Source organism: Vibrio satsumensis (assembly GCF_050337435.1).
Taxonomy (GTDB): domain Bacteria; phylum Pseudomonadota; class Gammaproteobacteria; order Enterobacterales; family Vibrionaceae; genus Vibrio; species Vibrio satsumensis.
Window position 1 is genome coordinate 13,322 of the sequence record NZ_JAKJSX010000011.1, and the last position, 25,540, is coordinate 38,861.

Here is a 25,540-nt window from a genome sequence, read left to right on the forward strand (position 1 = left end):
GTTAACATTTTCAAAACAACGCATTCACCTAAAATATCAGTTGCATATTCATTTATATATAAGATATTCACTATAATTATATAAAATCACAGCATATCTCTCTTAGTCACTGAGAGTTCATCTCTCGATTGTTCGAACATAAACGCATAGATTAGCAACAAAAAAGCCACGCATGATGCGTGGCTCTTAAATTTACACTAACAGACTGAATGACTTAGCAGAGAATTCTACACAACACCCTCAGAAATAAGGCTGTGTTTATTCAGCAAACGGTACATAGTTGCTCGTGATACTCCAAGCTCCTTGGCCGCCAACGAAACCTGTCCACCATAGGACTCCAATACAATCAGCAATGCATCGCGCTCTGAACGCTCACGAATGCTTTTCAAGCTACGGCGTTCATCATTCTGTTTTGGTAAATCGAGTTGGTGATCCTCAATGATCACGGCATCAGACATCAACACAACACGCTTAATCTGATTCATCAGCTCACGGACGTTGCCTGGCCAGTGATAGCGATTCATCGAACGAATGGCATCGTCTGAAAAGCTCTTAGCCTGAGCATTAAACTCTTTCGAGTACTCACGAAGGAAATGATTCGCAAGTACTGAAATATCACTCACACGTTCTTTCAGGCTAGGGACATGAATACGCAGAACATTGATGTAGTGGTAGAGCTCTTCATTGAAGTCACCTTCGATCAACGCCTTCTCTATATCAGAGGAATTAGCAGCCAGAATACGTACATCGACAGATTTAGGCCCATTCGCGGTTTCAATCTTACCTTCTTGCAAAAAGCGCAACAGGTTCAATTGTTGATTGCGCGGCATTGCTAAAACATCATTGAGTAAGATGGTTCCGCCGTCAGCTTCTTCCAACATACAAGGTGTTGTAGCTGGCTGTGCTGAAATACCAAACACCTCAGCCTCTATTCTCATTTCAGATAAGGCACGGCAGTTAACCGTTAAAAATGGTTTCTGAGCTCGTGACGAGTTTTGATGAATAGAACGTGCAATCGTCTCTTTACCTGCCCCACTCTCGCCATAAATTAAGATACTTACATCTGTCGGGCCAATACGCTTCACTTGGTCTCTCAGGCGCTTCACAGCTACAGAATCACCTAGTAGGCCCATGTTGTTATTGATGCCGTAGTTTGGCCATACCTTCTGCTCAAGCTTAAGCATACCCAGTTGGTGACCAATGGTACTTAACAACTGAGCATCTGGTATTGGTGCCGTGAAAAAGTCGATACAGAAGTTAACGATAAACTGGCAGATCGTATCAGAGCTTAATTGAGATTCACGGATAAAGGCGAGCCATCTCACCTGCTTGTTATTGCTCACAAGGTTAGCAATACCATTGAGACTGAACTCATCATGACTAAGATCGACAATACCAATACATGGGCCGATATCAGCAATCAAGGCATCGGCTTTTCGTAAATCTGCACACTGGGTACACTGCCAACCCACTTGTTCTAACACTGATAACCAGGGTTCGTACGCACCACTAACGACGATAAGAGAACCTGGTAAGGAATCCATCTTAAATTGAGTTCCCATCCTTCTTCCTTATTCTATTTTTATTTAAATCAGGCTAATACGAGTCAATGCTTCATCGTTCGACAAAATGCCACGAGATCGTATTCAGCGCAGAGACGTATAGTAGTGAGACTATCTTAGATTTTATGTCTCAATAGTAAGACTATGTCAGAAATAACGATTTTTCGAATCAAGAGTGCGGTACAGACTAGGTTTTGAAGCCCAAAAACAGAAAAAGCCACCCGAAGGTGGCTTTTTAATTTTGTGGGCTGCTACGACCCTTAAGCAAGAATTACGCTTGTGGACGCATTGCCGGGAACAAGATCACGTCACGGATTGTGTGCGTGTTTGTAAATAGCATTGCTAGACGGTCGATACCGATACCTTGACCCGCTGTTGGCGGTAGGCCGTGCTCAAGAGCTGTGATGTAGTCTGCATCGTAGTACATTGCTTCGTCATCGCCTGCGTCTTTCGCGTTAACTTGCGCTTTAAAACGCTCGTCTTGGTCTTGTGCATCGTTAAGCTCAGAGAAGCCGTTCGCTACTTCACGGCCACCGATGAAGAATTCAAAACGGTCTGTGAAGAACGGGTTGTCATCGCTACGGCGAGCTAGAGGAGAGATGTCCGCAGGGTAGCCAGTGATGAACGTTGGTTGAATTAGCTGAGGCTCAGCCGTTTCACCAAAGATCTCTTCAAGAAGCTGACCACATGTCCAGAACGTTTCTACGTCTACGTGTACAGATTTAGCGATAGCTACCATCTTCTCACGGTCTTGCAGATCTGCCTCTGTTAGCGCTTGAATCTCTGCGTGCTCAGGGTTGTAGTGTTTGATTGCATCGAACATGCTCATACGAGCGTAAGTGCCACCGAACTCAACTGTTTCATCACCGTAAGGCATAGAAGTAGAACCAAGAACGTCCATTGCTGCCGTGCTTAACATCTCTTCAGTCAGATCCATAAGGTCTTTGTAGTCAGAGTACGCTTGGTAGAATTCCATCATTGTGAATTCTGGGTTGTGACGTGGAGACAAACCTTCGTTACGGAAGTTACGGTTGATCTCGAATACACGGTCAAAACCACCAACCACTAGACGCTTAAGGTAAAGCTCAGGTGCAACACGTAGGTACATGTCGATGTCTAGTGCGTTGTGGTGAGTGATGAATGGACGTGCAGTCGCACCACCCGGGATCACGTGCATCATTGGCGTTTCAACTTCTAGGTAGCCTTTTGAGCTCATGAAGTTACGGATTGAAGATACAAGCTTAGAACGCACGATGAATGCATTGCGAGAATCTTCGTTCACGATTAGGTCAACGTAACGCTGACGGTAACGCATCTCTTGGTCAGTTAGACCGTGGAACTTCTCTGGTAGAGGGCGAAGTGCTTTAGTCAGCAATTCAAACTCTTCCATGTTCACGTAAAGGTCACCTTTACCTGATTTGTGAAGCGCACCTTTAACACCGATGATGTCACCGATATCTAGGCCTTGGTACTTCTCTTTCAGTACTTTTTGTACGTCTTTCGCTGCGTATGCTTGGATACGACCAGAAGTTTCTTGAATCGCAAGGAATGGACCACGCTTCGCCATAACACGACCAGCGATCGCAACGATGTGGTTGAGCTCTTCTAGCTCTTCCTTAGTCTTCTCACCGAATTCCGCTTGAAGATCGCCAGCTAGGTGCTCACGACGGAAGTCATTTGGGTGACCGTTAGCTTTGCAGTTTTGGCGGATGTGATCCAGCTTGCTGCGGCGCTCAGCGATTAGTTTGTTCTCTTCAGGTGAAGAAGCTTCTTGTGCGTTTTCGTTTTGAACAGCATCAGTCATTAGAGATGTACCTTGCTTTTAAAATTTGGACAGCTATATTTTTGCAAATATAGGCATTTTTACCAATATTATTGGTAAAGCTTAATAGTTGGTAAAGCTTACAGACCTGATTTCAGGCTAGCTTCAATAAACTTGTCTAAGTCACCGTCAAGAACCGCTTGAGTATTACGGTTTTCGATGCCGGTGCGTAAATCTTTGATACGAGAATCATCCAGTACGTAAGAGCGGATTTGACTGCCCCAACCGATGTCTGATTTCGTTTCTTCGCTCGCTTGTTTTTCAGCATTTTGTTTTTGAATCTCAAGTTCAAAAAGCTTAGCACGTAGCTGCTTCATCGCTTGATCTTTGTTCTTATGCTGCGAACGGTCATTCTGACATTGAACCACTGTGTTGGTTGGAACGTGAGTAATACGTACCGCCGATTCCGTGGTGTTTACGTGCTGACCACCAGCGCCTGAGGCACGGTATACGTCAATACGTAAGTCAGAAGGATTAATGTCGATCGTAATGTTGTCATCAATCTCTGGGTAGATAAACGCAGATGCAAATGAAGTATGACGACGGCCACTTGAATCAAATGGTGACTTGCGAACCAGACGGTGAACACCGGTCTCTGTGCGCAACCAACCATATGCGTACTCACCAGAAATACGTACCGTTGCGCCTTTAAGGCCAGCAACATCGCCATCAGACACTTCGATAACTTCAGTTTTGAAGCCTTTCGAATCTGCCCAACGTAAGTACATGCGCAACATCATTGAAGTCCAGTCTTGAGCTTCTGTACCGCCCGAGCCTGACTGTAAATCGATGTAGCAATCTGATGCGTCGTGATCGCCAGCAAACATACGACGGAATTCCAGTTTTTCTAGCTTAGCTTCTAGCTCAGCCAGTTCCGGTTCAATTTCGTCAAACGTCTCTTGATCTTCTTCTTCAACCGCAAGCTCTAGTAGACCTTCAACATCCTCAACACCTTGGTCAAGTTGGTCGATTGTTTCTACTACCGCTTCCAATGCAGAACGTTCTTTACCCAACGCTTGTGCACGCTCAGGTTCGTTCCATACATCCGGTTGTTCTAATTCTGCGTTTACTTCTTCTAGACGCTCTTTCTTAGCGTCATAGTCAAAGATACCCCCTCAGGATATTTGTGCGTTCAGACACATCCTGCAGACGGTTTTTTATAGGATTGATTTCAAACATTTTAGCTCATCATTTATGAGTAGAATTTAACCGAAGAATTGTACTCAAAAGTGTGACGGAGATACAGAATTTTTTAGAGTGGTGAACCAAGATTCAACAACTTAATCGGATATAAAATTGACAGGCAGAAAAAACACCTAAAATTTGTAAGGGCAGAAAGGAAAACAAGCCCTGTTTTTGAACAGAGCTTGTTGAATTTAGCGCTAAATGATTAACATTATTCAGCCGAGAGCTGGCTATTTAGCTTCAATGTGATCAATCATCAACTGCAACGATTGGTTACCACGAAACTCGTTGATATCGAGCTTAAATGCAAGGTGAACCGTTTTCACTGACGCATCAGGCCAACGACGCAAATCCACGTTAAAGGCAATACCATCAATCATCACATTGGTTGGGTGGCCTTTGTATAACGGCTCGAGCATCAGCTTAAGGTGCTTTTCACCCACCAGTTTTTGATGTAGCACTTTAAACTCACCGTCGAAGATGGGCTCAGGGAATGCTTGTCCCCAAGGACCACCTGAACGCAACGTTTCAGCGGTGTGCATCGAAAACTCTTCAGGTAACAGCTCACCATCAGACAAAATAATGCCCTTCAGTGCTGTTTCTCCAAGCTCATTCTTCACGACATCATTGAACAGCTTGCTGAAGCGTTCAAAATCCTTTTCCATGATGGTTAAACCCGCCGCCATTGCGTGGCCACCAAACTTAAGAATCAAGCCTGGGTTTTGAGTGTCAATTCGGTCTAAAGCATCACGCATGTGCAAACCCGGAATCGAACGACAAGAGCCTTTAATACTACCTTCGCCGCCATCTGCAAACGCAATCACTGGGCGGTGGTATTTGTCTTTGATACGCGAAGCCAAGATACCAATCACACCTTGGTGCCAATCACGTTGGAACAGGGCTAAACCAGAAGGCAGGTCGTCTTTACCAAACTCAAGGCGCTCACAAAAAGCCATCGCTTCTTGCTTCATGCCCTCTTCGATCTCTTTACGAGTTTGGTTCAATCCATCCAACTCACTCGCCATACGACGCGCAGCATGGATGTTGTTACTCATTAGCAGCTCAACACCAAAAGACATGTCATCCAGTCGACCAGCTGCATTGATACGAGGACCAAGAGCAAAGCCAAAATCAGACGCCACCAAACGCTTAGCGTCTCGCTTAGCAATTTCGATCAAGGCTTGAATGCCCGGACGAGCTTTACCCGCTCGAATACGTTGTAACCCTTGATGAACCAAGATTCGGTTATTCTCATCGAGCGGAACAACATCGGCAACAGTACCCAACGCCACAAGGTCAATCAGTTCCATCAACTTAGGTTCTGTCATGCCGTGTTGAGCAAACCAGTTCAACTTACGCATGTGAACACACAGCGCCATCATCAGATAGAACGCAACTCCTACACCCGCTAGAGCTTTTGAAGGAAAAGCGCAGCTCTCAAGGTTCGGGTTCACCATCGCATCAACCATTGGCAGTTCATTACCCGGCAAGTGGTGATCGGTAACCAGGACTTCTAGTCCTTTCTCTTTGGCAAAACGCACACCTTCAATCGAAGATACACCGTTATCAACCGTCATGATCACTTCAGCGCCAAGCTCGATTGCCTGTTCGACAACCTCAGGGCTCAAACCATAACCATCTTCAAAACGGTTTGGTACCAGATAATCGACGTTAGAGCTACCCAGCATACGCAAAGCAAGCACTGACAAGGCTGAACTGGTCGCGCCATCAGCATCAAAGTCACCAACAATGATGATACGTTTTTGATGCTGAATCGCGCTGAACAACAACTCAACTGCAGCATCAATACCGCCCAGTTTCTGATAAGAGTGCAAGCCTTTCGCAGCAGTCTCTAGTTGGTCAGCATTGTCGATACCACGACTCACATAGATGCGCTTTAACAAGTCAGGTAAGTGAGCAGGTAAAACTGAAATGTCGACCTCAGGACGGCGTTGGATCTCTATCATATAAAAATGGGCCCAATATCAATCAGGCCACTCCTTAAATCAAAAACATGGGGATAAATTGGCAATACAGAAAACGAGATTATTGCTCTAAACGCTGAAGCAGTTGTGCTGGCGGTAAGTAACCACTCACCAACTCACCACTTTCTAATACGATAGCTGGCGTACCATTGATACCAAGCTCACGGCCTAGTTGGTATTGTTTAGCGATGATCTGCTTCTGTTCTGCTAGGTCTTTGCCAGACGCTGGCATTTGACGGTTGACTTTGGCGTCGTGCATCGCTGTTTTTGGATCATCAGCCGCCCAGATTGCCGCCATTTGATCGGCAACTTGCCCTGTCGCACCTTGGCGTGGGTAAGCCATGTAACGAACGGTAATACCCAGATCGTTGTAGCCCTGCATTTGGCTGTGCAGACGAACACAGTAGCCACACGTAATGTCAGTAAATACCGTCACAACATACTTTTCGTTATCTGCTTTATATTCGATAACTGTATCCGACATTGCTGCTACTTTTTCTGCATTCAACGGAGCTTGACGCTCAGCCAAAACATCACTGAACTTGCCGTTGTCATCCAAAGAGTAAAGTGTACCGGCTAGAAAATGGTCGCCCTCTGGAGAAGAAAAGATAATGCCGCTGTTGGTTTGAACTTCTAAAAGACCATCGATATCCGAAGGAACAATCTTATCGACCTTAATGCCGATTTTTTCAAAACGCTTAGTTAACGCTGCAGTATCAATAGCTTGAGCTGGAGCAGCTTCTACGGCTGTTGATGTTGTTTCTACTTTCGCTTCTGATGCATTACATGCAGTAATCATGAGAGGAAGCGCTAATAGAGGAAGACGGCGTAATACGCTCATTAAGTTCACCTTAAAAATAAATGGATTTAAGCACGTGGGTGATGCTGTGCGTGAATTTGCTTCAGCCTTTCAGTCGCCACGTGAGTATAAATTTGGGTTGTCGATAAGTCACTATGCCCAAGTAACATCTGTACGACCCTGAGATCTGCGCCATAGTTCAGTAAATGCGTTGCAAAAGCATGCCTTAATACGTGTGGCGACAATAATTCCGTGTCGATACCCGCTATCACCGAATAATGCTTGATACGATACCAGAACGTTTGACGGGTCATTTGCTTCGCTCGTTTACTCGGAAAAACCACATCTGAACTATTATCACCCAACAATTGTGGGCGACCTTGCTCGATAAATGTCTCTATCCAATCGACCGCATTTTCCCCCATTGGTACCAAGCGCTCTTTGCCACCTTTACCGATCACACGCACCACACCTTGCCTTAGGCTGATGTTTTCCATGGTCAGGCTAACGAGCTCAGTCACACGAAGTCCAGTTGCATAGAGTAACTCAAGCATCGCTTTATCGCGAAGCTCAATGGGGTCGTTTGGATCTGGCGCTTCAAGCAGCGAATCCACTTGCTCTTCACTTAAATCTTTCGGTAAGCGTTTCGGCAGTTTCGGGCTGATCAACAGCGCACTAGGATCGTCGGCTCTTACTTTCTCGCGATGTAAATATTGGAACAAACGACGAATGGCAGACAACATACGAGCACGAGAAGTCTGTTTAAAATCAGCGTCGGCTAACCAACCTTGATAATCCTGTAAACCTGAAAGGCTAATGAAGTCGAGGCGGTAATTGTTCTTTTCCATCCACGCTAATAATTTGGACAAATCGGTACGGTACGAGACAAGCGTATTCTCCGATAATCCTCGCTCCATCCACATAGCATCTAAAAACTGCTCAACGAGACCGTGGTCTGCGCTCTGCCCTTGAGGCGACTGCATAGTGTTACTCACAATATTGGAAACTGTTTTGAGAGTATGCCAGAGCAAATATGAATGCCATAAAAATTACGACTTGAGCGGATAATCGCTGCAATCGAAGTCGATTTATGGTTAGAATTCGCCATCTGAAATTAAAATCGAACGTTTGCTATGAAAATTGGATTATTTTACGGCTCAACCACCTGCTACACAGAAATGGCAGCAGAGAAAATTCGCGGCATTATTGGTGAAGACCTAGTTGATATCCATAACGTGAAAGAAACCCCTCTTTCATTGATGGCGGACTACGACCTTTTATTGCTGGGCATCTCGACTTGGGACTTCGGTGAAATCCAAGAAGATTGGAATGAACTGTGGGAAGACATCGCAACCACGCCAATGAAGGGCAAGGTTGTGGCTCTGTTTGGTTTGGGTGACCAAGAAGGCTACGGCGAATGGTTCCTAGATGCGATGGGTCTATTGCATGATGAACTGAAAACCGCAGGAGCAGAGTTCGTTGGCTTCTGGCCAAACGATGACAGCTACGAATTCGAAGCGTCTAAAGCGTTAACGGAAGACAAATCTCAATTTGTTGGTTTGGCGCTTGATGAAGATTCACAATACGAGCTTAGCGACGACCGTATCGCAAGCTGGGTTGAACAAGTACTGGTTGAGTACAGCGAAAAACTATAACCAAACAGAAGTGCCCCCAGCTAAGTAGCTGAATATAAAAAGACCACAGAATACAAAAAGGCCTCATTACTGCGAAGTAATGAGGCCTTTTCTATTTCATCTCGAAGGACAATCTAATCTCAACGGAAGATTAAACAGTCTCTTCAGCCATCTCTTGTTCTGTTGATTTCCCAACAAAGAACATACAGATGATTGAAGCAGTCGTTGGAAGCAACCAACCCATACCAATCTCAAACAGTGGCAGCATCTTAAGTGCAGACACGTCTACACCCGCTACTTTAGCACCATCAATAAGAGCAAACAGCAGTGACACTAATACCACCACGCGGTAAGCCGCTTTTGGATTAGGGAAACGGCTACGCAAGAACGTCAGTGCTACTAAAGCGATAGCGACTGGGTACAGTGCAAACAGTACTGGTACAGACAGAGAAATCAATTGAGAAAGGCCAACGTTCGCAACAGTTGCACAAGCTACACCATTGATGATTACCCAAGTCTTGTAAGACAGAGGCGTTAGTGAGCTGAAGTAATCAGAACATGCTGACACAAGACCAATCGCCGTCGTTAGACACGCCAACAGTACGATCACAGAGAGTACTAGCTGACCAGAAGGACCAAACAACGATTGAACGTAAAGGCTTAAGATAGCACCGCCATTGTCCGCGCCGGCTGCTACTGTTGCACTTGTTGCACCCAGGAAGAATAGAGAGATGTAAACAAACGCTAGACCCGTTGCGGCAATACAACCCGCGCTAATTAGGTACTTAGTTGTCGCTGCACGGTCAGTAATGCCCTTGCTACGAATCGCATCAACAATCAGCATACCAAACATCAAAGCAGCAAAAGTATCCATGGTGTTGTAACCTTCCAGGAAACCTTTGGTCAGTGGCTGAGTAATGTACTCACCGTGAGCCGCAAGAATATCGCCTTGAGGATTAACGAATACAGCAATCGCCAGTACAACCAAACCAACAAACAGTGCTGGTGTTAGTACCTTGCCAATGACGTCAATAAGCTTACCTTGCGACCAAGAGAAAAACATCGCTACTACAAAAAATGCAATCGAAAAGAGAGTTAGGTGAGCTTGAGAGGCATCGATGAAGAACGGTTTCACCGCCATCTCATAGGCAACAAGGCCGGTACGTGGTGCAGCAAATGCAGGACCGATAATGATAAAGATCAGTACAGCCATGATGGTTGCTGCTTTCTTAGGAAGATCTTTAGTTAAGTGACCCCAAGAGCCACCAGCCACTGCGACCGCGACGATAGTGATTAACGGCAGACCAACGGCAGTCAGCAGAAAACCAGACATAGCTGGAAGGAAGTGATCACCAGCCAATTGACCAGCTAGAGGTGGGAAGATGATATTACCCGCACCCAAGAAAAACGCAAAAAGCATAAAGCCCAATGCCATTATATCTGTTAGTTTTAGACTCTGTTTCACAGATAATCCTTAATTATATTTATGAATTTATGTTGTGCTTACATGAATGTTACAGCTCAAAGCTGCCAATCAATCTATAAAATAGTCGCGCATAATGACGAAACAACTGGCTAGCTGCAAGTCACCACACAAAAACACCATATAAATTTGCATATGAGAACAAAAAGCAGTGAATTCCACTAGCTATTGAAAAATAGCCACAATTATAAACTAACTATAATTCACAACAATAGTTTCCCAAGCAGAACATTGATTCATACAAGTGGTTAACATTAGAGCTAATCACTTAAAATATCTCGATACTCAGAACATTAATGAAAGACAAAACAGTGCAAACTAAAAGCTTCAATTTTAAGCATTTCTCAATTTACGGCGGGCAAAGCGGTATGCCAGTCAGTACTGATGGCGTATTACTTGGCGCATGGGTAAGCCTGCCACAAAGATCATGTGTACTCGATATTGGAACAGGAACAGGTCTGCTGGCCTTAATGGCAGCGCAGCGTTTTGAGGATGCTTCAATCTCCGCGATAGATATTGATCAACACGCCATTGATGCTGCCACAGTCAATATTGATCAGTCGCCTTGGCAAGATCGTATCTCCCTTCATCACGACAGCGTGTTAACGGCCGACTTTCCACAAAGGTTTGATGCGATCATCTGTAACCCGCCCTACTTCAACTCTGGAGAACAGGCGCAGCAAAGCCAAAGAGCCACCGCCAGACACTCCGACAGCTTGGATCACCTAGCGCTTGCCCAGCGTTGTTTTGAGCTAACCACTGAATTCGCGACTGCCAGTTTCATCCTACCGACGCCTGAAGGGGAAGGTTTTATCAAGTTTGCCGAGCAATGTGGTTGGTATCTAGCAAAACGCCTTGATGTGAAAACAACAGATAAAAAGCCAGCTAGCCGAATTCTATTTGAGTTATCTAAAGATCCTGCTTGCGAGCAAGATTTGCAGCGCGAATCGCTTACAATTCACCAGCAAGATGGTTATAGCGAAGCATTTATTGCGCTCACTAAAGATTTTTATCTCAAGATGTAGCAAATACCATGTGATCCTAATCACTAATGCTTCTATAATGTCCGACTACTCTTTTTTATCGTCTGCTTTTTGAGGCAGAAACATTTATTGCTTGTGGAGAAACAACAGTGATCAGAACCTTTGCAGAACTCGATCTAAACCAAGAGCTGCTTAAAGCAATTGACGAAATGGGCTATGAACGTCCAACACAGATACAAGCTGAAGCAATCCCACAAGCGTTAGATGGAAGAGACGTTTTGGCTTCTGCGCCAACAGGTACTGGTAAAACAGCATCATTCGTACTGCCAGCACTGCAGTACCTACAGGATTTCCCACGCAAGAAAGCGGGCCCTGCTCGTATGCTTATCCTGACGCCAACTCGTGAACTGGCAATGCAGATCACTGACCAAGCTCGTGAGCTTGCGAAATACACTGCGCTAAACATCTTCACCATCACAGGTGGTGTGATGTACCAAGAGCACGCTGACATCCTTGGCACAACGCAAGACATCGTAGTAGCGACTCCAGGCCGCCTGATGGAATACATCGAAGCTGAGCGCTTTGACTGTCGTGCTATCGAATGGCTGATCTTAGACGAAGCAGACCGCATGTTAGACATGGGCTTTGGTCCTGTTGTTGACCGACTGTCTGCAGAGTGTCGCTGGCGTAAGCAAACTTTACTTTTCTCAGCAACGCTAGAAGGTAAAGGTGTTGAAGGCTTCACTGAAGATCTACTGAAAAACCCAGCGGAGATCGATGCGAAATCATCACTTCGTGAGCGTAAGAAGATCACTCAGTGGTACCACCGTGCAGACACAGCAGAGCATAAGCTAAACATCCTAAAGCACATCATCACAGAACAAGCTGAGCGCAGCATCGTGTTCTTGAAGACTCGTGATCGCCTAGGTGATCTTCGTGCTCAACTAGAAAGCGCGCAAATCCCATGTGCATGGATCCAAGGTGAGATGCCTCAAGATCGTCGTAACAACGCGATTGCTCGTTTCCGTGACGGTTCAGTAAACGTATTGCTAGCGACTGACGTTGCGGCTCGTGGTATCGACCTTCCAGACGTAAGCCACGTAATCAACTACGACATGCCACGTACTGCTGATGTATACCTACACCGTATCGGCCGTACGGCTCGTGCTGGTAAGAAAGGTAACGCGGTTTCTATCATTGAAGCGCACGATCAACTAATGATTGAGCGTGTGGCTCGTTACACAGACGAACCAATCAAAGAACGCTTCATCGAAGGCATGCGCCCAACGCACAAGAAAGCGGCCGTGACGAAGAAGAAGAAGCCGAAGAAAGAAGATAAGAAAGCGGTAGCGAAACAGAAAATCGCTAAGAAGAAGAAAATCGCTAAGAAAAAGAAAGCGGTTAAAAACAAGTAATCTAACGCTTTCAACGATTCAATAAAAAGCCCCATGCAGTTCGCTGCATGGGGCTTTTCTCTATCTAGTGGGTATCTCGCTATATAAGCGTGAATCCCTTTAATCAGTAACGTCTAGTTTTGCTCTTCGCGCTTGAAGACCAACTCTTTCGCGTTCGACTCTTCTTCAACGAAGTAGTAACCCGCCGTATCAAACTGGGTCAGCGCTTCAACCGAGTCAATCTTGTTCTCGATAATGTAACGAGCCATCATGCCACGCGCTTTCTTGGCGTAGAAACTGATTACCTTGTACTGGCCATTCTTACAGTCTTTAAATACTGGGGTAATCACTTGGCCATCCAAGTTCTTCGGCTTCACGGCTTTAAAGTATTCGTTCGATGCTAGGTTGATCAACACATTGTCACCTTGAGCATTCAACGCTTCATTTAGCTTGTCTGTGATGATGTTACCCCAGAACTGGTACAAGTTAGTACCACGAGCATTCGCTAAGCGTGTACCCATCTCTAGGCGATATGGCTGCATCAAATCTAACGGCTTAAGCAAACCATACAGGCCAGAAAGCATGCGCAGGTGGTTTTGTGCGTAGTCAAAATCTTCATCCGATAGCGTTTCAGCGTCTAGGCCAGTGTATACATCGCCCTTAAAGGCTAGGATTGCTTGGCGTGCGTTGTCTTGGGTAAAGGTCTCGCTCCACTGCTCAAAGCGCGCTACGTTCAACCCTGCGATTTTATCGCTGACTTTCATCAGTGCAGAAATATCGACTGGCGTCAGCTTACGGCACTCTTCAATCAACTCAGCAGAGTGTTCAACAAACTCAGGTTGACTAAAGCGTTCCGTCGCTAATGGTGATTCGTAATCAAGTGTTTTGGCTGGAGAAACGACAACTAACATAACTTTACCCTAATCGGTTATCTAACTGGATGCTGCTAGAGTATAGAAAAAACATCAACTTGTCTTTATGACTCTTCCTATTGTTTCGATAGGGAGAATGAGCTTCGATAGACAGAATGAGACAAATGACAGGCAAAGAAAAAGGCTAAGGTCGAAACCTTAGCCTTTCTAATCACTTTAGGATGAGCCGTTTATCGCCCCAACAAGATTACTTCTTGTTGTTGTCCCAAATACCGTCTTCCAGCTGAGACTTAAGCTCTGGGAAGTCATTCGAATCGAATGTTGGTACTTTACCCGCGTCTAGTTGGCGGTTGTAGTCTTTCGCTAGCTTAATCACGATTCCTGATAGCAGGATAATCGCCACCAAGTTAACAATCGCCATTAGGCCCATTGATACGTCAGCCAGTGCCCATACCGTTGGCAGTGTCGCTAGAGAACCGAACATAACCATACCCAGAACAACGATACGGAACAGTACTAGGCCTTTCTTGTTGTTGTGCTCAAGGAAGATAAGGTTCGTTTCAGCGTACGAGTAGTTTGCAATGATTGAAGTGAAAGCGAAGAAGAAAATCGCTACCGCTACAAAGATGCCGCCCCATTCGCCCACTTGTGCTGTTAGCGCACGTTGCGTTAGTTCGATACCCGTTACTTCACCGTGTGGTACATACTCACCAGACATCAGGATGATTGCGACTGTTGCTGAACAGATAACAATGGTATCCATGAACACGCCTAGCATTTGCACGTAACCTTGTGATGCTGGGTGCGGTGGGTAAGGCGTAGCAGAAGCTGCTGCGTTTGGCGCAGAACCCATACCCGCTTCGTTCGAGAACAAACCACGTTTGATGCCGTTAATCATCGCTTGTGCGATTGCGTAACCTAGGCCACCCGCAGCTGCTTCTTGCAAACCGAATGCACTCTTGAAGATAAGAGCCAATACTTCAGGCACTTTCTCAATGTTCGCAAACATCACGTACATAGCGATCGCTAGGTAAGCCAATGCCATGATTGGAACGATGATTTCTGCAGTACGAGCAATCTTACGGATACCACCGAAGATAACGAATGCAGAGATAATTACGATGCCAACACCAACGTAGCTACGCTCAAGGTCAAATGCTGTGTTCATTGCGCTTGCAATCGCGTTTGCTTGAACCGCGTTGAATACAAGACCAAATGCAATGATTAGGAAGATAGAGAATAGAACCCCCATCCAACGCATGCCTAGGCCTTTCTCCATGTAGTATGCAGGGCCGCCGCGGTAGTTACCGTCGTTATCACGCGTTTTGTATAGCTGAGCCAGTGTGCTTTCAGCAAACGATGTTGCCATACCTAGCATTGCGATTAGCCACATCCAGAAGATAGCACCCGGGCCACCAGCGGTTAGTGCTACAGCAACACCGGCCATGTTACCCGTACCTACACGAGCAGCGAGACTAGTACAAAGAGCTTGGAAAGAAGAGATACCAGCACTGTCTGCTTTACGGCTGTTCTTTAGAACAGAGAACATGTGGCCGAAATGGCGGAATTGAATGAAGCCTAGTCGTACAGTGAAGTAGATACCCACACCAACCAGTAAGTAAACTAAGATAGATCCCCAAAGGAGATCGTTCATCAAATTGATTAAGTCTGTCACGTGAACCTCGTAATTGAGTTTAAGCACCGATCATGCTTCCTAGCCTTCCTCTTAATCGCCTATGCCTCTGTCAATGTTGTGTCGGCACTCTTGTTATATTCTTGCGGCGATTGAGACTGTAAATGTCGCTTCATGCATCCATTTTACGTATCAGTGTATTTTTTGACGGGCGGATAATGCAGCGAGACGGCCTAAAAATCAATATGCAAATACACTTATATTAAAATGACATTTCACTAATAACACACCTTTTGTTAACACAACATTCAACAATGCAGCTCAATAAAAGTCACATTATCGGGACATAATATCAACAACAGCCATGGCACCGCCCCAACAGGAACATCATCCTATAAAAATGACGTCAGCCTAGGTTTTACAAGGTATAGTGAAGATATTCGTTTTTTTCTAGGCCAATGATATCCCTATACCGCACGGCACCATATACACTTCAATGCATTGTGATCAAAACGCTATTCCATTCGCACAATGAATTAACATTCAATAACCCCCAATTTAATCGTTTACTTAGGTTTGTTTGCTTATTTTTTGCACATAAAAATTCTCACAATGTGTGAGCATGCATGAGAAAACAGAACAAAAGCTTCATAGATTTGAAACAAATGAGAAACAAATCAAAGTTATTGTAAACCTAAATATGATATTTATTGGTTCGTAAGAACTAGTCCCACGGAAGGAGATATGGCTTATGGATAGCTTTCAATTCGATGAAGTATCAGAACTAGAAATGCCTCGTGTAACTCAAAAATCACGCTCAAAACCACTCAAGCGTAAGTGGCGTGAAATCGAAGCCATCAACGATCGTAGACAGCTTGAAAAAGAGCTGAGAGAAATGAATCTAGGACTCGATTTTAGCCTAGACGATATAAAGCTTTAATCAGCACGATAAGAAATCAGATAGCAAAAGGCACCTATTTAGGCACCTATTTAGGTGCCTTTTTTAGTTGATGAGGTGACATTTCTCCCTGTGAGTCGATTTGAAATCCCTGTTATCAGAGAAAGCCCCTCTACTATAGAGGCAACTGCCGACTCACTAAACGCACTCTTGTTCATTTTGTCGAACACGGGCTGCGAGTTGACGATACTGATCAGCAATGGTCTCTCCAAAGACAGGGTCATCTTCCGGTTGAAGCCATTGAGATTCAACTTCTTGCCAATCTTTCACCGTGAACGCCTCAACAATCATTGGTAACACATGCTTCTCTTCATATTCCATGTGCTTTCGTTGAGCTTTAACAAAGGCTTCAAGCTGTTCAATAAAGACTTGCTGAGGAACCACCGCATCTTGAAGGATCATATCGACCACTCCTAAAAAGTCCGCCGTTTTCTCAGAAAGCAATTGATGCTCTAACTCCAAGTCTTCAATCACTTGGTCACCGCCATACTGTTTAAGGTAGTAGCGATAAATAACGTCTTCTTTTGGGTGATGGACCTTCTCGGAATGATTCATCAGGTAATCAACCACCTCAGCGATCAAGCTATAGTTTATTTCTCGCTCTTGTTTTAGAAGCTCTAACTTATTGTTGAGTATCGCGAGCAAACGAGCCATATAGCCATGCTCTCGTCTTATCCTTTCAATCATCATAGTATTGCACTCCATTACACCTACTGTTTATAAGTGTATACGAAGATGCTCATTTATGATTTGACTCTGCTCAGAAAATCACCAACCTACACTTCTGTTGGTAAACGCCAGTCAATAGGTTGTTGATCCATATAAGAAAGTAACTTGTTAGTTGTTGAGAAATGCTGACAACCAAAAAAGCCACGACGGGCGGATAATGGCGATGGATGAGGCGCAATCAACACATGGTGCTTACCTACATCGATCGCTTGTCCTTTCTTCTGGGCGTGTGCACCCCATAATAAGAAGATGATAGGTTCAGAGCGCTGATTGAGCTCAGCAATGACGGCGTCGGTAAAGATTTCCCAGCCACACTTCGCATGTGAGTGTGCTTTTGCTTCTTCTACTGTAAGGACCGTGTTCAACATCAACACCCCTTGCGATGCCCAAGAATCGAGATAACCATGACTAGGAATCTCAAAGCCCTCTATATCTTGAGCAAGCTCTTTGTACATATTGCGTAGAGAAGGTGGGATTTTCACGCCAGGAAGCACTGAGAATGCTAAGCCATGAGCTTGGTTAGCACCGTGATAAGGATCTTGCCCTAAGATAACCACTCGTACAGATTCAAAAGGCGTCATGTCAAAGGCACTGAATACCTGATCTTGTGGCGGGTAGACTGTTTTCCCACTATTACGTTGCTGTTCAACAAACGCGAGGATACTCTCAAAGTACTCTTTGTCACGTTCATCATTAATAATGGATTCCCAAGTCTTTGGTGTGCTCATCGTTTTACTTCCCAATCATCAAGGTTTCTAGGGGCTTTCGCCAGACAAAAAAATAGCGGTATCGGCTAACTGTCCTAAATAAGGCTCTAGTTATACCTCATACAGCTATCAATAAACATGATGTGCAGGGTTCGCTTGTTGATGAATCATATTAATGGGTTCAATTTAAGTTTATCTCGGTTAGCCACTCTTCTGGGGAGTACGATGGTGACCATGACTATGGATGTGACGGTTCGGTGCTGGCAGACGCGCTGCAGCATGGACTGTTGAAGAAGCACTTGGGGTATAAGTTATAGAATACATAATGGCACCCTCCTCTATTGTTACAGTGAACTACATATTCAACTAAACACTATGAAAGAAAGATGCCAATTTTAGGAGTAGAAGAAAATTATTTTTTCCTCTATATATTACGCTTCTTCACTCACTTCCATTGCTGAGCGATGAAACATTCTAAGTTGTTGAATTTCCTCTTTCCAGATCGTCGAATCAATGGTTTCTAAGATGAGAGGGATACCATTAAAGCGAGAATCCGAAGCAATATACTCAAAACAGTCCCAGCCAATTTCGCCTTTTCCTAAAGAATGGTGTCGATCGACTCGACTCGCGAACTCAGCTTTTGAATCATTGATGTGCATTGCTCTTAGATAGTGCATACCCACAATGCGGTCGAACTCTGCAAAAGTATGCTCACACGCCGCTTTTGTACGTAGGTCGTAACCAGCAGTAAAGGTATGGCAAGTGTCTAAGCACACACCAACACGTGACTTATCTTCTACCTGATCGATAATCTCTGCTAGGTGCTCAAACTTCCAACCAAGGTTAGTGCCCTGCCCTGACGTATTCTCGATCACCGCGATCACATCAGGAACCGCTTGATGAGCGAGATTGATCGATTCAGCGATCTTTGCCAAGCATTCGCTTTCTGAGATTTTCTTTAAATGACTCCCAGGATGAAAATTCAAAAGCGTTAAGCCAAGTTGATTACAACGCTCCATTTCATCAATAAAAGCCGCACGTGATTTCTCTAGCTTCTCTTCTTCTGGTGCTCCTAAGTTAATAAGGTAGGAGTCATGAGGAAGAATGTGTTCAGCGCTAAAACCTAACATTTTGCAATTGGCCTTAAAGGCGCTGATTGTTTTAGCTTCCAATGGTTTTGCAGCCCATTGTCTCTGGTTTTTGGTAAACAGTGCGAACGCATTAGCGCCAATCTCACGAGCACGCATAGGCGCCTGATCGACACCACCAGCAGCCGACACATGAGCGCCAATAAACTTCATATTTGTTTCCGGTTTTGAGGATGAATTATTGTTTGTCATTAAATCACTTTACACTTTCAGAATGCTTAATAAATAAAGGGTCGTATCGGTTGCAGGTCAATAAAAACACAACAAATGTAGTAAATTTACAACAAATATGACTGTTAAATATTTTTTATACTTTAAAATATTTTGTAATTACTTTGTTTTCAAAGGTTTTATTGATTTGCCTCAATATAATTACCTTTGTAAAAATATGGTTTTTGGTTGTTTTTTGACTTAAATCAATGATAACCTCACGGGTATTAGGTATATATTACCCAGCTCAATAAAAATCGAAAGTTAACACCATAATCAAACCACATTCAGTGGACTAGGAGATAGTTATGATCCAAGGTATTCAAATTACTAAAGCAGCAAACGATGACCTACTAAACTCAATCTGGCTACTAGATAGCGAGAAGAATGAAGCTCGTTGTGTTGTTGCTACTGCAGGTTTCGAAGCTGACCAAGTTATCTCAGCTGCAGACCTAGGCGAGTACGAAAGCCGTGAAGTTGCAATCGAAGCAGCACCACGCATCGAAGGTGGTCAACACCTAAACGTTAACGTTCTTAAACGTGAAACGCTAGAAGATGCAGTTGCTCACCCAGAGAACTACCCACAGCTAACAATCCGTGTATCGGGTTACGCTGTACGTTTCAACTCTCTAACAACTGAACAGCAACGTGACGTTATCGCACGTACGTTCACTGAGTCTCTATAATCTCAGAAACTAGAGTGTTAAAGATTTAAAAAGCTTGGTCAGAAATGGCCAAGCTTTTTTCGTTTTTATACTGCTAATAATTACCTATAGACTGGCTATGGCGCATTTCGTTGAGAAGGATCTTTAGTGAAAGCTTTTGCTAACGTCGTTGGATCCACTTTATCTCTCTGTATCGCTGCACCTTGTGCCCACCACATCAACTGATGAAAGGTTCGGTTCATGTACTCATCCCATTGAGCTTGCTCTGACTCTTGGACAACGCCCCCCTCTTCATCAAAGACTTCTTGCGCTTTAGGTAGATGAATCATCGCAGAAACCGGTAAACAACCGAGTTCAGATAAGAAGGTGCGCATCGAAACCGACGCTCTTGCCCCGCCCCACTGCCCCGCAGAATACGTCACAATCGCACTCGGCTTATACGAAAATAGCGAGCTACCAAAATGATTAAGAATATTGGCCAACGCCGGGCTCATTGAATGATTGTATTCCGGGCTTACCATCACGTAGCCATCAGCTTTGGCAATCTTCTCCGCTAACTCAGCAAGGTGTGCAGGTACTTTGGAGCGATGGTAAGAAAATTCAGGTTTAAACACCTCGCCAAAGTCGTAATCCAGTGGGTCGATGATCTCAACCGTATGCTCAGAGTGTTTATCCGTAAGTAGTTTTGCACACGCCTTACTGACTCTCATCCCTAACCGAGCAGGTCTTGGCGGTGTACTCTCACGTACAGAGCCAAGGAAAATCAAAAAATTCATACTATCCCTTTCCGTTGAGCTTGGATTAAATCTGTTAACCAGATAAACCATTTAACCTTAAGAGATGACCTAAATAAAGTTAACTTTATAAGCTATCGGGCAATAAAAAAGGTGAATGATCGCTCATTCACCTTTCTTGTTATGGTCTAAATTCTATTGCTTTTATCTATAACAGATTACGCAGGTTGAACACGACGAAGTACTGCTTTTAGCGCTTCAAAATCGTTATCTAAATCTTCAGACAATAGCTCCATCGCAGCATGTTTTGCTAGCGGGCCTGGTAATTCAATATCTGAACCTAGGATATCGTCGACCACTTCTTTGAACTTAGCTGGGTGAGCTGTACATAAGAACAAGCCTGTTTCACCCTCTTGCAACTGTTCATCTAATAGACGGTAAGCGATAGCACCATGTGGTTCACATAGGTAACCTTGTGCTTTTAGGTCACGTACTGACTCAGCGCTCTGCTCGTCAGATACTTTACCTTTGCCTAATGTATCTAAGCCCCAACCTTTCAGTTGGCAAAGCTCTTCAATACGAGGCCAGTTATTTGGTTGGCTTACGTCCATCGCGTTCGATGTTGTCGCAACGGTCGGTTTTGGATCCCATTGACCTGTTTCTAGGTAGCGAGGAACCGTGTCATTTTCATTGGTTGCTGCGATGAAACGCTTAACAGGTAAACCGAGTGCTTTAGCCAATAGACCAGCCGTTAGGTTACCAAAGTTACCACTTGGTACAGAGATAACGAGGTTTTCACGCTGCTCTTTAGTCAGCTGAGAAGCCGCTTCAAAGTAGTAACAGATCTGAGCCATTAGACGACTGATGTTAATAGAGTTTGCCGAGTTAAGACCAATCTCTTTACGCAGTTCAGCGTCATCAAATGAGTCTTTAACCAGAGCCTGACACGCATCAAAGTCACCATCAATAGCGACAGTGTGAATGTTCTTACCCAGCGTACAGAAAAGCTTCTCTTGCAATGGGCTGATCTTGCCTTTCGGGTAAAGAATCACGACATTGATGTCTTCCATGCCGTAGAAAGCATGCGCAACCGCCGCACCAGTATCACCTGATGTTGCTGTTAAGATAGTGATTTGACCACCATCTGAAACGGCTGCTAAAGACTGAGCCATAAAGCGGCCGCCGAAATCTTTAAACGCCAGTGTTGGACCGTGGAAAAGCTCAAGCGCGTAAACGCCATCTTTTACTTGGTTGATTGGAGCAGGGAATTGGAACGCTGCATCCACCATTTGGTCGATCTGTTCTTTTGGTAGTTCATCGCCAATTAATGCTGACAGAATCTTTGAGCTACGAGGGACAAAGTCCTCTGCTAGCAGCGCATCGATATCATCAAACTTTGGCAGCTCAGATGGAAAAAATAGACCTTGATTACGACCTAAGCCTTGACGAACGGCTTGGCCAAAAGAGACTTGCTCGTCATTTTCTTTGATGTTGTACAGCTTCATAACTCACTTCCTGTAACGATCGAACCTTGCTTATCTAGGCGACAAACGTGAACGAATCCTTCTTCATTTTGTACGTAATTTTGTTCTAACCAGCGTGCAACACGCTCGGCGACATCTTGTTCTTTGCAAATGCTAAATAGAGTTGGGCCACTACCAGAAATACCAGTAGCCAATGCACCTGCCGACAGCGCGTATTTACGAGCGTCAGCAAACCCTGGAAGCAGTTTCTCACGATATGGTTCAGCGATCACGTCTTTGATCATCTTCGCCGCCAGTTCAGGTTGACCTGAATGACACGCGTGGATAAAGCCCGCTAAGTGGCGACCATGAGCAATGATATCCTGACGACGGTACTGAGATGGTAGGATCTCTCTCGCTTCTGCCGTTGAAACCTTAATGCCCGGATAAGCCATCACCCAGTACCAATCATCAAAACATGGGACTTCTTGGCTAATGATGCCTAGCTCTTCAAGCATTAACTGCACACCACCAAGATAACATGGTGCAACGTTATCATAATGGATACCGCCTGAAATCTTACCTTCCATTTCGCCCATCAGAGCAAGCAGTTCCGTTTCATTCAGTGGTTGACCGTGAAAACGGTTTAGCGCATCAAGTGCCGCTACGATTGAGCATGCACTTGAACCTAAACCAGAACCAATAGGCATGTTCTTTTCGAGTGTCATTTCCAAAGGCTTTAGCGCTACGCCTTTTTTATCAAGCTCTCTAGAGAACACCACCCAGCAGTCGTAGACGATGTTTTCTTTGGCTTCAGTTGGCAGCTTAGATACAAAGCTGCCTGCTGTTTTAAGTGAGAATGGTTCATCACCGGCTTTAACCATAACTCGGTCACCCAGCAGTGTGCCATCCACTGGAGACACAGCGGCCCCCAGCACATCAAACCCTACACTGACATTACCGATTGATGCAGGAGCATAAACGACAACATCCATATCACTTGAACTCATTCCTAAACTCCTAATTTCCAACCAAGAGTACGCATCACATCAGAGAATACGCCTGCTGCTGTTACTTCAGTACCGGCACCGTAGCCACGAAGTACTAGCGGGATTGGTTGGTAGTAACGGCTGTAGAATGCCAGCGCGTTCTCGCCATCTTTAATCTTGAACATTGGGTCGTCGCCATCAACAGCTGCGATACGAACCTTACATTTACCATCAGCAATCTCACCAACATAACGAAGTACTTTGCCTTCTTCTGCTGCGATAGCTGACTGCTCTTGGAAGTAAGCATCTGCTTCTGGCAAGCGAGCCATGAACTCTTCAACCGTACCTGAATCGTCAAAACCTGGTGGTAGTGCTTGGTCTACTTCAACATCTTCAAGTTCAAGTGCCATGCCTGCTTCACGAGCTAGGATAAGTAGCTTACGCGCCACATCCATGCCTGATAAGTCATCACGTGGATCCGGTTCAGTGAAGCCGTTGTCTTTAGCAATGTTGGTTGCTTGGCTGAGTGTCATACCCTCATCAAGCTTACCGAAGATGTAAGACAGTGAACCAGAAAGAATGCCGTTGAACTTCTCAAGCTCATCACCTGCAGAGATAAGGTTCTGAAGGTTTTCGATTACCGGTAGACCTGCACCTACGGTTGTTTCGTACATCAGCTTACGACGTGAGTTACGCGCAACTTCACGCAGCTGATGGTAGTATGCCATGCTTGCTGTGTTTGCTTTCTTGTTTGGTGTTACCACGTGGAAACCAGCCGCTAGGAAATCAGCGTACTGCGCAGCAATATCTTCACTAGACGTACAGTCAACCAATACTGGGTTGATAATATGGTTACGTTGAACCAGAGCCGCTAAACGCGCAAGGCTGAATTCTTCTGTCGCGCTCGACATGCGATCGCGCCACTGCTCTAGAGGCAAGCCTTCACTGTCTAGCAACAAACCTTTGCTGTTTGCTAAACCACATACGCGAATCACGATGCCTTTTTCAGCCAGTTTGCCTTGTTGACGTTGGATCTGGTCAACAAGCTCGCCACCAACACCGCCAACACCCACAACGAATACGTCAAGGAAGTGCTTAGAGTTGAATAGGTTCTCGTGACACGCCTTGATAGCTTCAGAAATCTTGTCTTCAGGGATAACCGCAGAGATAGCACGCTCTGAAGAACCTTGAGCAATCGCAACGATGTTCACGTTCACTTCAGCTAAAGAAGAGAAGAACTGAGAAGCGACACCGCGTGAAGTACGCATACCGTCACCCACCAGCGTTACAATCGCTACGTCGTCCATGAACTCAACGGGCTCTAGTAGGCCATCTTTAAGTTCAAGTTCAAACGCGTCTGACAACACTTGTTTCGCTTTCACTTTGTCAGCCGATTCAATACAGAAGCTGATGCTGTACTCAGAAGAAGATTGAGTAATAAGGACAATAGAAACGCCAGCCGAAGACATCGCGCCGAATACGCGGCTTGCCATGCCTACCATGCCTTTCATACCAGGGCCTGATACGTTAACCATTGTTAGGTCACTTAGCGTAGTAATACCTTTGATTGCTAGGTTATCTTCGCCAGTGTCTTGACCAATCAAAGTACCCGCACCCTGTGGATTAAAGCTATTTTTGATCAGACAAGGAATATGGAATTGCGCGATAGGTGCGATAGTCTTCGGGTGTAGAACCGAAGCACCGAAGTAAGAAAGCTCCATCGCTTCTTGGTAGCTTAATGACTTAAGAAGACGAGCATCATCGACTAAACGTGGGTCACAGTTGTAAACGCCGTCTACATCTGTCCAGATTTCACAGCAATCAGCACGCAGACATGCAGCTAGCACTGCTGCTGAGTAGTCAGAGCCATTACGGCCAAGAGTGACCAATTCGCCTTTATCATTACCGGCAGTGAAGCCCGGCATGATGTTAACGTGACCTTGTGGAAGTGGCGATTGACGGAAGTTCTGAGTAGACACATCCACATCAACCATAGCTTCAAGGTGATCACCTTTAGCGTATAGGTATTGAACTGGGTCAATCAGGCTTGCTGGTTGGCCTTTTGCTTCAAGTACCGCTTTCATTAACTGGATAGAGATTCGCTCACCTTTACTGATGATGCGAGCATTGACGTGGTTCGGGCACATACCAAGTAGGTTGATGCCGTTCACGAACTGCTTTAGCTGAGCAAGAGAGGTATCAACCTGCTCTTGGAACGCAGTACCATCAATCGAAGGTACAACCGCTTTAATCTCTGCAAACAGCGCAGCGAATGAAGATTCGATCTCTGTAATCTGTGCGTCTGCTTCACCATTTTTCAGTGCAGCTTCAATAACAGCGACCAACTTATTGGTTGTTTTTCCTGGAGCCGATAGTACAACGGCTAGCTCTTCTTGCTGGGCATTATTAGCGATGATATCCGCCGCTCGTAAAAAACGATCTGCATCAGCTAATGATGAACCTCCAAACTTTAAAACGCGCATCCCTTTCTCCATAAGTCATAAAAATGGTACAAAAAAAGGCCTGTATCTTGTTGGATACAGGCCTTTTTTTTAAAATCCGTTACTTAGCAGCCTGCCCCAACA

At 45.0% G+C, this 25,540-nt stretch carries 22 protein-coding genes and 1 other annotated feature (1 of these 23 only partly in view); of the genes, 5 read left to right on the forward strand and 17 right to left on the reverse strand.

Annotated elements, in window-relative coordinates; all coding sequences use genetic code 11:
• Nucleotides 1-227: 227 nt before the first annotated feature.
• From vpsR to xerD, 6 genes are all read right to left on the reverse strand, one after another.
• A complete protein-coding gene (gene vpsR / locus L4C44_RS15040) occupies nt 228-1,562 on the reverse strand; it encodes a cyclic-di-GMP-binding transcriptional regulator VpsR (protein ID WP_428805314.1) in 1,335 nt (444 codons plus the stop codon).
• 271 nt (nt 1,563-1,833) lie between these two features.
• On the reverse strand, nt 1,834-3,366 hold the full coding sequence (gene lysS, locus L4C44_RS15045) for a lysine--tRNA ligase (protein WP_060983067.1): 1,533 nt from the start codon (nt 3,364-3,366) through the stop codon (nt 1,834-1,836).
• 98 nt (nt 3,367-3,464) lie between these two features.
• Nucleotides 3,465-4,563 (reverse strand): peptide chain release factor 2 gene (gene prfB / locus L4C44_RS15050; protein ID WP_102550771.1). Its coding sequence is split into 2 segments (ribosomal slippage): nt 3,465-4,487 and nt 4,489-4,563, totalling 1,098 coding nucleotides; the frame shifts between segments, so codons are not numbered across the junction.
• 236 nt (nt 4,564-4,799) lie between these two features.
• Nucleotides 4,800-6,536, reverse strand: coding sequence for a single-stranded-DNA-specific exonuclease RecJ (gene recJ / locus L4C44_RS15055; protein WP_428805315.1), 1,737 nt, complete (start codon nt 6,534-6,536; stop codon nt 4,800-4,802).
• Between the two features lie 79 nt (nt 6,537-6,615).
• The gene (locus L4C44_RS15060) at nt 6,616-7,395 is read right to left on the reverse strand and encodes a thioredoxin fold domain-containing protein (protein ID WP_428805316.1); all 780 of its coding nucleotides are present in this window, start codon (nt 7,393-7,395) and stop codon (nt 6,616-6,618) included.
• Between the two features lie 26 nt (nt 7,396-7,421).
• Nucleotides 7,422-8,336, reverse strand: coding sequence for a site-specific tyrosine recombinase XerD (gene xerD / locus L4C44_RS15065; RefSeq protein ID WP_428805317.1), 915 nt, complete (start codon nt 8,334-8,336; stop codon nt 7,422-7,424).
• A gap of 150 nt (nt 8,337-8,486) precedes the next feature.
• On the opposite strand from xerD, the gene fldB reads away from it, so the two are divergent.
• Nucleotides 8,487-9,008 carry a flavodoxin FldB gene (gene fldB, locus L4C44_RS15070; protein ID WP_048606779.1) on the forward strand — a complete coding sequence of 174 codons (522 nt, stop codon included), beginning with the start codon at nt 8,487-8,489 and terminating at the stop codon, nt 9,006-9,008.
• Nucleotides 9,009-9,138: 130 nt separating this feature from the next.
• Here fldB and brnQ read toward each other — a convergent pair whose 3' ends face one another.
• Nucleotides 9,139-10,452, reverse strand: coding sequence for a branched-chain amino acid transport system II carrier protein (brnQ, locus tag L4C44_RS15075; RefSeq protein WP_327784224.1), 1,314 nt, complete (start codon nt 10,450-10,452; stop codon nt 9,139-9,141).
• A gap of 314 nt (nt 10,453-10,766) precedes the next feature.
• Between brnQ and L4C44_RS15080 the strand changes: the two genes are divergently transcribed.
• Nucleotides 10,767-11,495, forward strand: coding sequence for a tRNA1(Val) (adenine(37)-N6)-methyltransferase (locus L4C44_RS15080; RefSeq protein WP_146490550.1), 729 nt, complete (start codon nt 10,767-10,769; stop codon nt 11,493-11,495).
• A 107-nt stretch (nt 11,496-11,602) separates the two neighbouring features.
• A complete protein-coding gene (srmB, locus tag L4C44_RS15085) occupies nt 11,603-12,868 on the forward strand; it encodes an ATP-dependent RNA helicase SrmB (protein WP_017630226.1) in 1,266 nt (421 codons plus the stop codon).
• A gap of 113 nt (nt 12,869-12,981) precedes the next feature.
• On the opposite strand, the gene yaaA is transcribed toward srmB, so the two are convergent.
• The gene (gene yaaA, locus L4C44_RS15090) at nt 12,982-13,758 is read right to left on the reverse strand and encodes a peroxide stress protein YaaA (protein ID WP_048606773.1); all 777 of its coding nucleotides are present in this window, start codon (nt 13,756-13,758) and stop codon (nt 12,982-12,984) included.
• Between the two features lie 208 nt (nt 13,759-13,966).
• Entirely contained in the window at nt 13,967-15,394 is a 1,428-nt protein-coding gene (locus L4C44_RS15095) for an alanine/glycine:cation symporter family protein (protein WP_146490578.1), read from the reverse strand.
• Between the two features lie 709 nt (nt 15,395-16,103).
• Here L4C44_RS15095 and L4C44_RS15100 point away from each other — a divergent pair.
• Entirely contained in the window at nt 16,104-16,292 is a 189-nt protein-coding gene (locus tag L4C44_RS15100) for a DUF3545 family protein (protein ID WP_017059319.1), read from the forward strand.
• 156 nt (nt 16,293-16,448) lie between these two features.
• Here L4C44_RS15100 and L4C44_RS15105 read toward each other — a convergent pair whose 3' ends face one another.
• The 4 genes from L4C44_RS15105 to nfo all read right to left on the reverse strand — a co-directional run bounded on the left by L4C44_RS15105 (nt 16,449) and on the right by nfo (nt 19,086).
• On the reverse strand, nt 16,449-17,000 hold the full coding sequence (locus L4C44_RS15105) for a hemerythrin domain-containing protein (RefSeq protein ID WP_285955159.1): 552 nt from the start codon (nt 16,998-17,000) through the stop codon (nt 16,449-16,451).
• 86 nt (nt 17,001-17,086) lie between these two features.
• Nucleotides 17,087-17,767 (reverse strand): uracil-DNA glycosylase, encoded by a 681-nt coding sequence (gene ung, locus L4C44_RS15110; RefSeq protein WP_146490548.1) that lies wholly within the window; start codon nt 17,765-17,767, stop codon nt 17,087-17,089.
• A 180-nt stretch (nt 17,768-17,947) separates the two neighbouring features.
• Nucleotides 17,948-18,070 carry a hypothetical protein gene (locus L4C44_RS15115; RefSeq protein ID WP_261383420.1) on the reverse strand — a complete coding sequence of 41 codons (123 nt, stop codon included), beginning with the start codon at nt 18,068-18,070 and terminating at the stop codon, nt 17,948-17,950.
• Between the two features lie 107 nt (nt 18,071-18,177).
• Complete coding sequence (gene nfo / locus L4C44_RS15120; protein WP_146490547.1) at nt 18,178-19,086, reverse strand: deoxyribonuclease IV; 909 nt, start codon at nt 19,084-19,086, stop codon at nt 18,178-18,180.
• A 326-nt stretch (nt 19,087-19,412) separates the two neighbouring features.
• Here nfo and grcA point away from each other — a divergent pair, with 326 nt between their 5' ends.
• Nucleotides 19,413-19,790: an autonomous glycyl radical cofactor GrcA gene (grcA, locus tag L4C44_RS15125; RefSeq protein WP_017059315.1), complete on the forward strand. Its 378-nt coding sequence runs from the start codon at nt 19,413-19,415 to the stop codon at nt 19,788-19,790.
• Between the two features lie 95 nt (nt 19,791-19,885).
• Here grcA and L4C44_RS15130 read toward each other — a convergent pair whose 3' ends face one another.
• The 4 genes from L4C44_RS15130 to thrA all read right to left on the reverse strand — a co-directional run bounded on the left by L4C44_RS15130 (nt 19,886) and on the right by thrA (nt 25,438).
• The gene (locus L4C44_RS15130) at nt 19,886-20,545 is read right to left on the reverse strand and encodes an NADPH-dependent FMN reductase (RefSeq protein WP_428805318.1); all 660 of its coding nucleotides are present in this window, start codon (nt 20,543-20,545) and stop codon (nt 19,886-19,888) included.
• A 176-nt stretch (nt 20,546-20,721) separates the two neighbouring features.
• The gene (thrC, locus tag L4C44_RS15135) at nt 20,722-22,008 is read right to left on the reverse strand and encodes a threonine synthase (protein WP_428805319.1); all 1,287 of its coding nucleotides are present in this window, start codon (nt 22,006-22,008) and stop codon (nt 20,722-20,724) included.
• Nucleotides 22,005-22,961 (reverse strand): homoserine kinase, encoded by a 957-nt coding sequence (gene thrB / locus L4C44_RS15140; protein WP_048615050.1) that lies wholly within the window; start codon nt 22,959-22,961, stop codon nt 22,005-22,007. Before thrB ends, thrC begins: the two co-directional genes overlap by 4 nt.
• A gap of 17 nt (nt 22,962-22,978) precedes the next feature.
• Nucleotides 22,979-25,438, reverse strand: a complete 2,460-nt coding sequence (gene thrA, locus L4C44_RS15145; RefSeq protein WP_285955157.1) for a bifunctional aspartate kinase/homoserine dehydrogenase I — start codon at nt 25,436-25,438, stop codon at nt 22,979-22,981.
• Between the two features lie 29 nt (nt 25,439-25,467).
• Nucleotides 25,468-25,540 (reverse strand) — a sequence feature (Thr leader region); it runs 46 nt beyond the window's last position.

Coding starts and splice junctions, on each gene's coding strand:
- xerD (WP_428805317.1), bottom strand. CDS start 8,336: ATGCAGTCGCCTCAAGGGCAGAGCGCAGACCACGGTCTCGTTGAGCAG.
- L4C44_RS15100 (WP_017059319.1), top strand. CDS start 16,104: ATGGATAGCTTTCAATTCGATGAAGTATCAGAACTAGAAATGCCTCGT.
- ung (WP_146490548.1), bottom strand. CDS start 17,767: ATGAGCACACCAAAGACTTGGGAATCCATTATTAATGATGAACGTGAC.
- L4C44_RS15060 (WP_428805316.1), bottom strand. CDS start 7,395: ATGAGCGTATTACGCCGTCTTCCTCTATTAGCGCTTCCTCTCATGATT.
- thrB (WP_048615050.1), bottom strand. CDS start 22,961: ATGGATGTTGTCGTTTATGCTCCTGCATCAATCGGTAATGTCAGTGTA.
- L4C44_RS15115 (WP_261383420.1), bottom strand. CDS start 18,070: ATGTATTCTATAACTTATACCCCAAGTGCTTCTTCAACAGTCCATGCT.
- thrA (WP_285955157.1), bottom strand. CDS start 25,438: ATGCGCGTTTTAAAGTTTGGAGGTTCATCATTAGCTGATGCAGATCGT.
- vpsR (WP_428805314.1), bottom strand. CDS start 1,562: ATGGGAACTCAATTTAAGATGGATTCCTTACCAGGTTCTCTTATCGTC.
- fldB (WP_048606779.1), top strand. CDS start 8,487: ATGAAAATTGGATTATTTTACGGCTCAACCACCTGCTACACAGAAATG.
- L4C44_RS15080 (WP_146490550.1), top strand. CDS start 10,767: ATGAAAGACAAAACAGTGCAAACTAAAAGCTTCAATTTTAAGCATTTC.
- lysS (WP_060983067.1), bottom strand. CDS start 3,366: ATGACTGATGCTGTTCAAAACGAAAACGCACAAGAAGCTTCTTCACCT.
- grcA (WP_017059315.1), top strand. CDS start 19,413: ATGATCCAAGGTATTCAAATTACTAAAGCAGCAAACGATGACCTACTA.
- recJ (WP_428805315.1), bottom strand. CDS start 6,536: ATGATAGAGATCCAACGCCGTCCTGAGGTCGACATTTCAGTTTTACCT.
- nfo (WP_146490547.1), bottom strand. CDS start 19,086: ATGACAAACAATAATTCATCCTCAAAACCGGAAACAAATATGAAGTTT.
- thrC (WP_428805319.1), bottom strand. CDS start 22,008: ATGAAGCTGTACAACATCAAAGAAAATGACGAGCAAGTCTCTTTTGGC.
- L4C44_RS15105 (WP_285955159.1), bottom strand. CDS start 17,000: ATGATGATTGAAAGGATAAGACGAGAGCATGGCTATATGGCTCGTTTG.
- yaaA (WP_048606773.1), bottom strand. CDS start 13,758: ATGTTAGTTGTCGTTTCTCCAGCCAAAACACTTGATTACGAATCACCA.
- L4C44_RS15130 (WP_428805318.1), bottom strand. CDS start 20,545: ATGAATTTTTTGATTTTCCTTGGCTCTGTACGTGAGAGTACACCGCCA.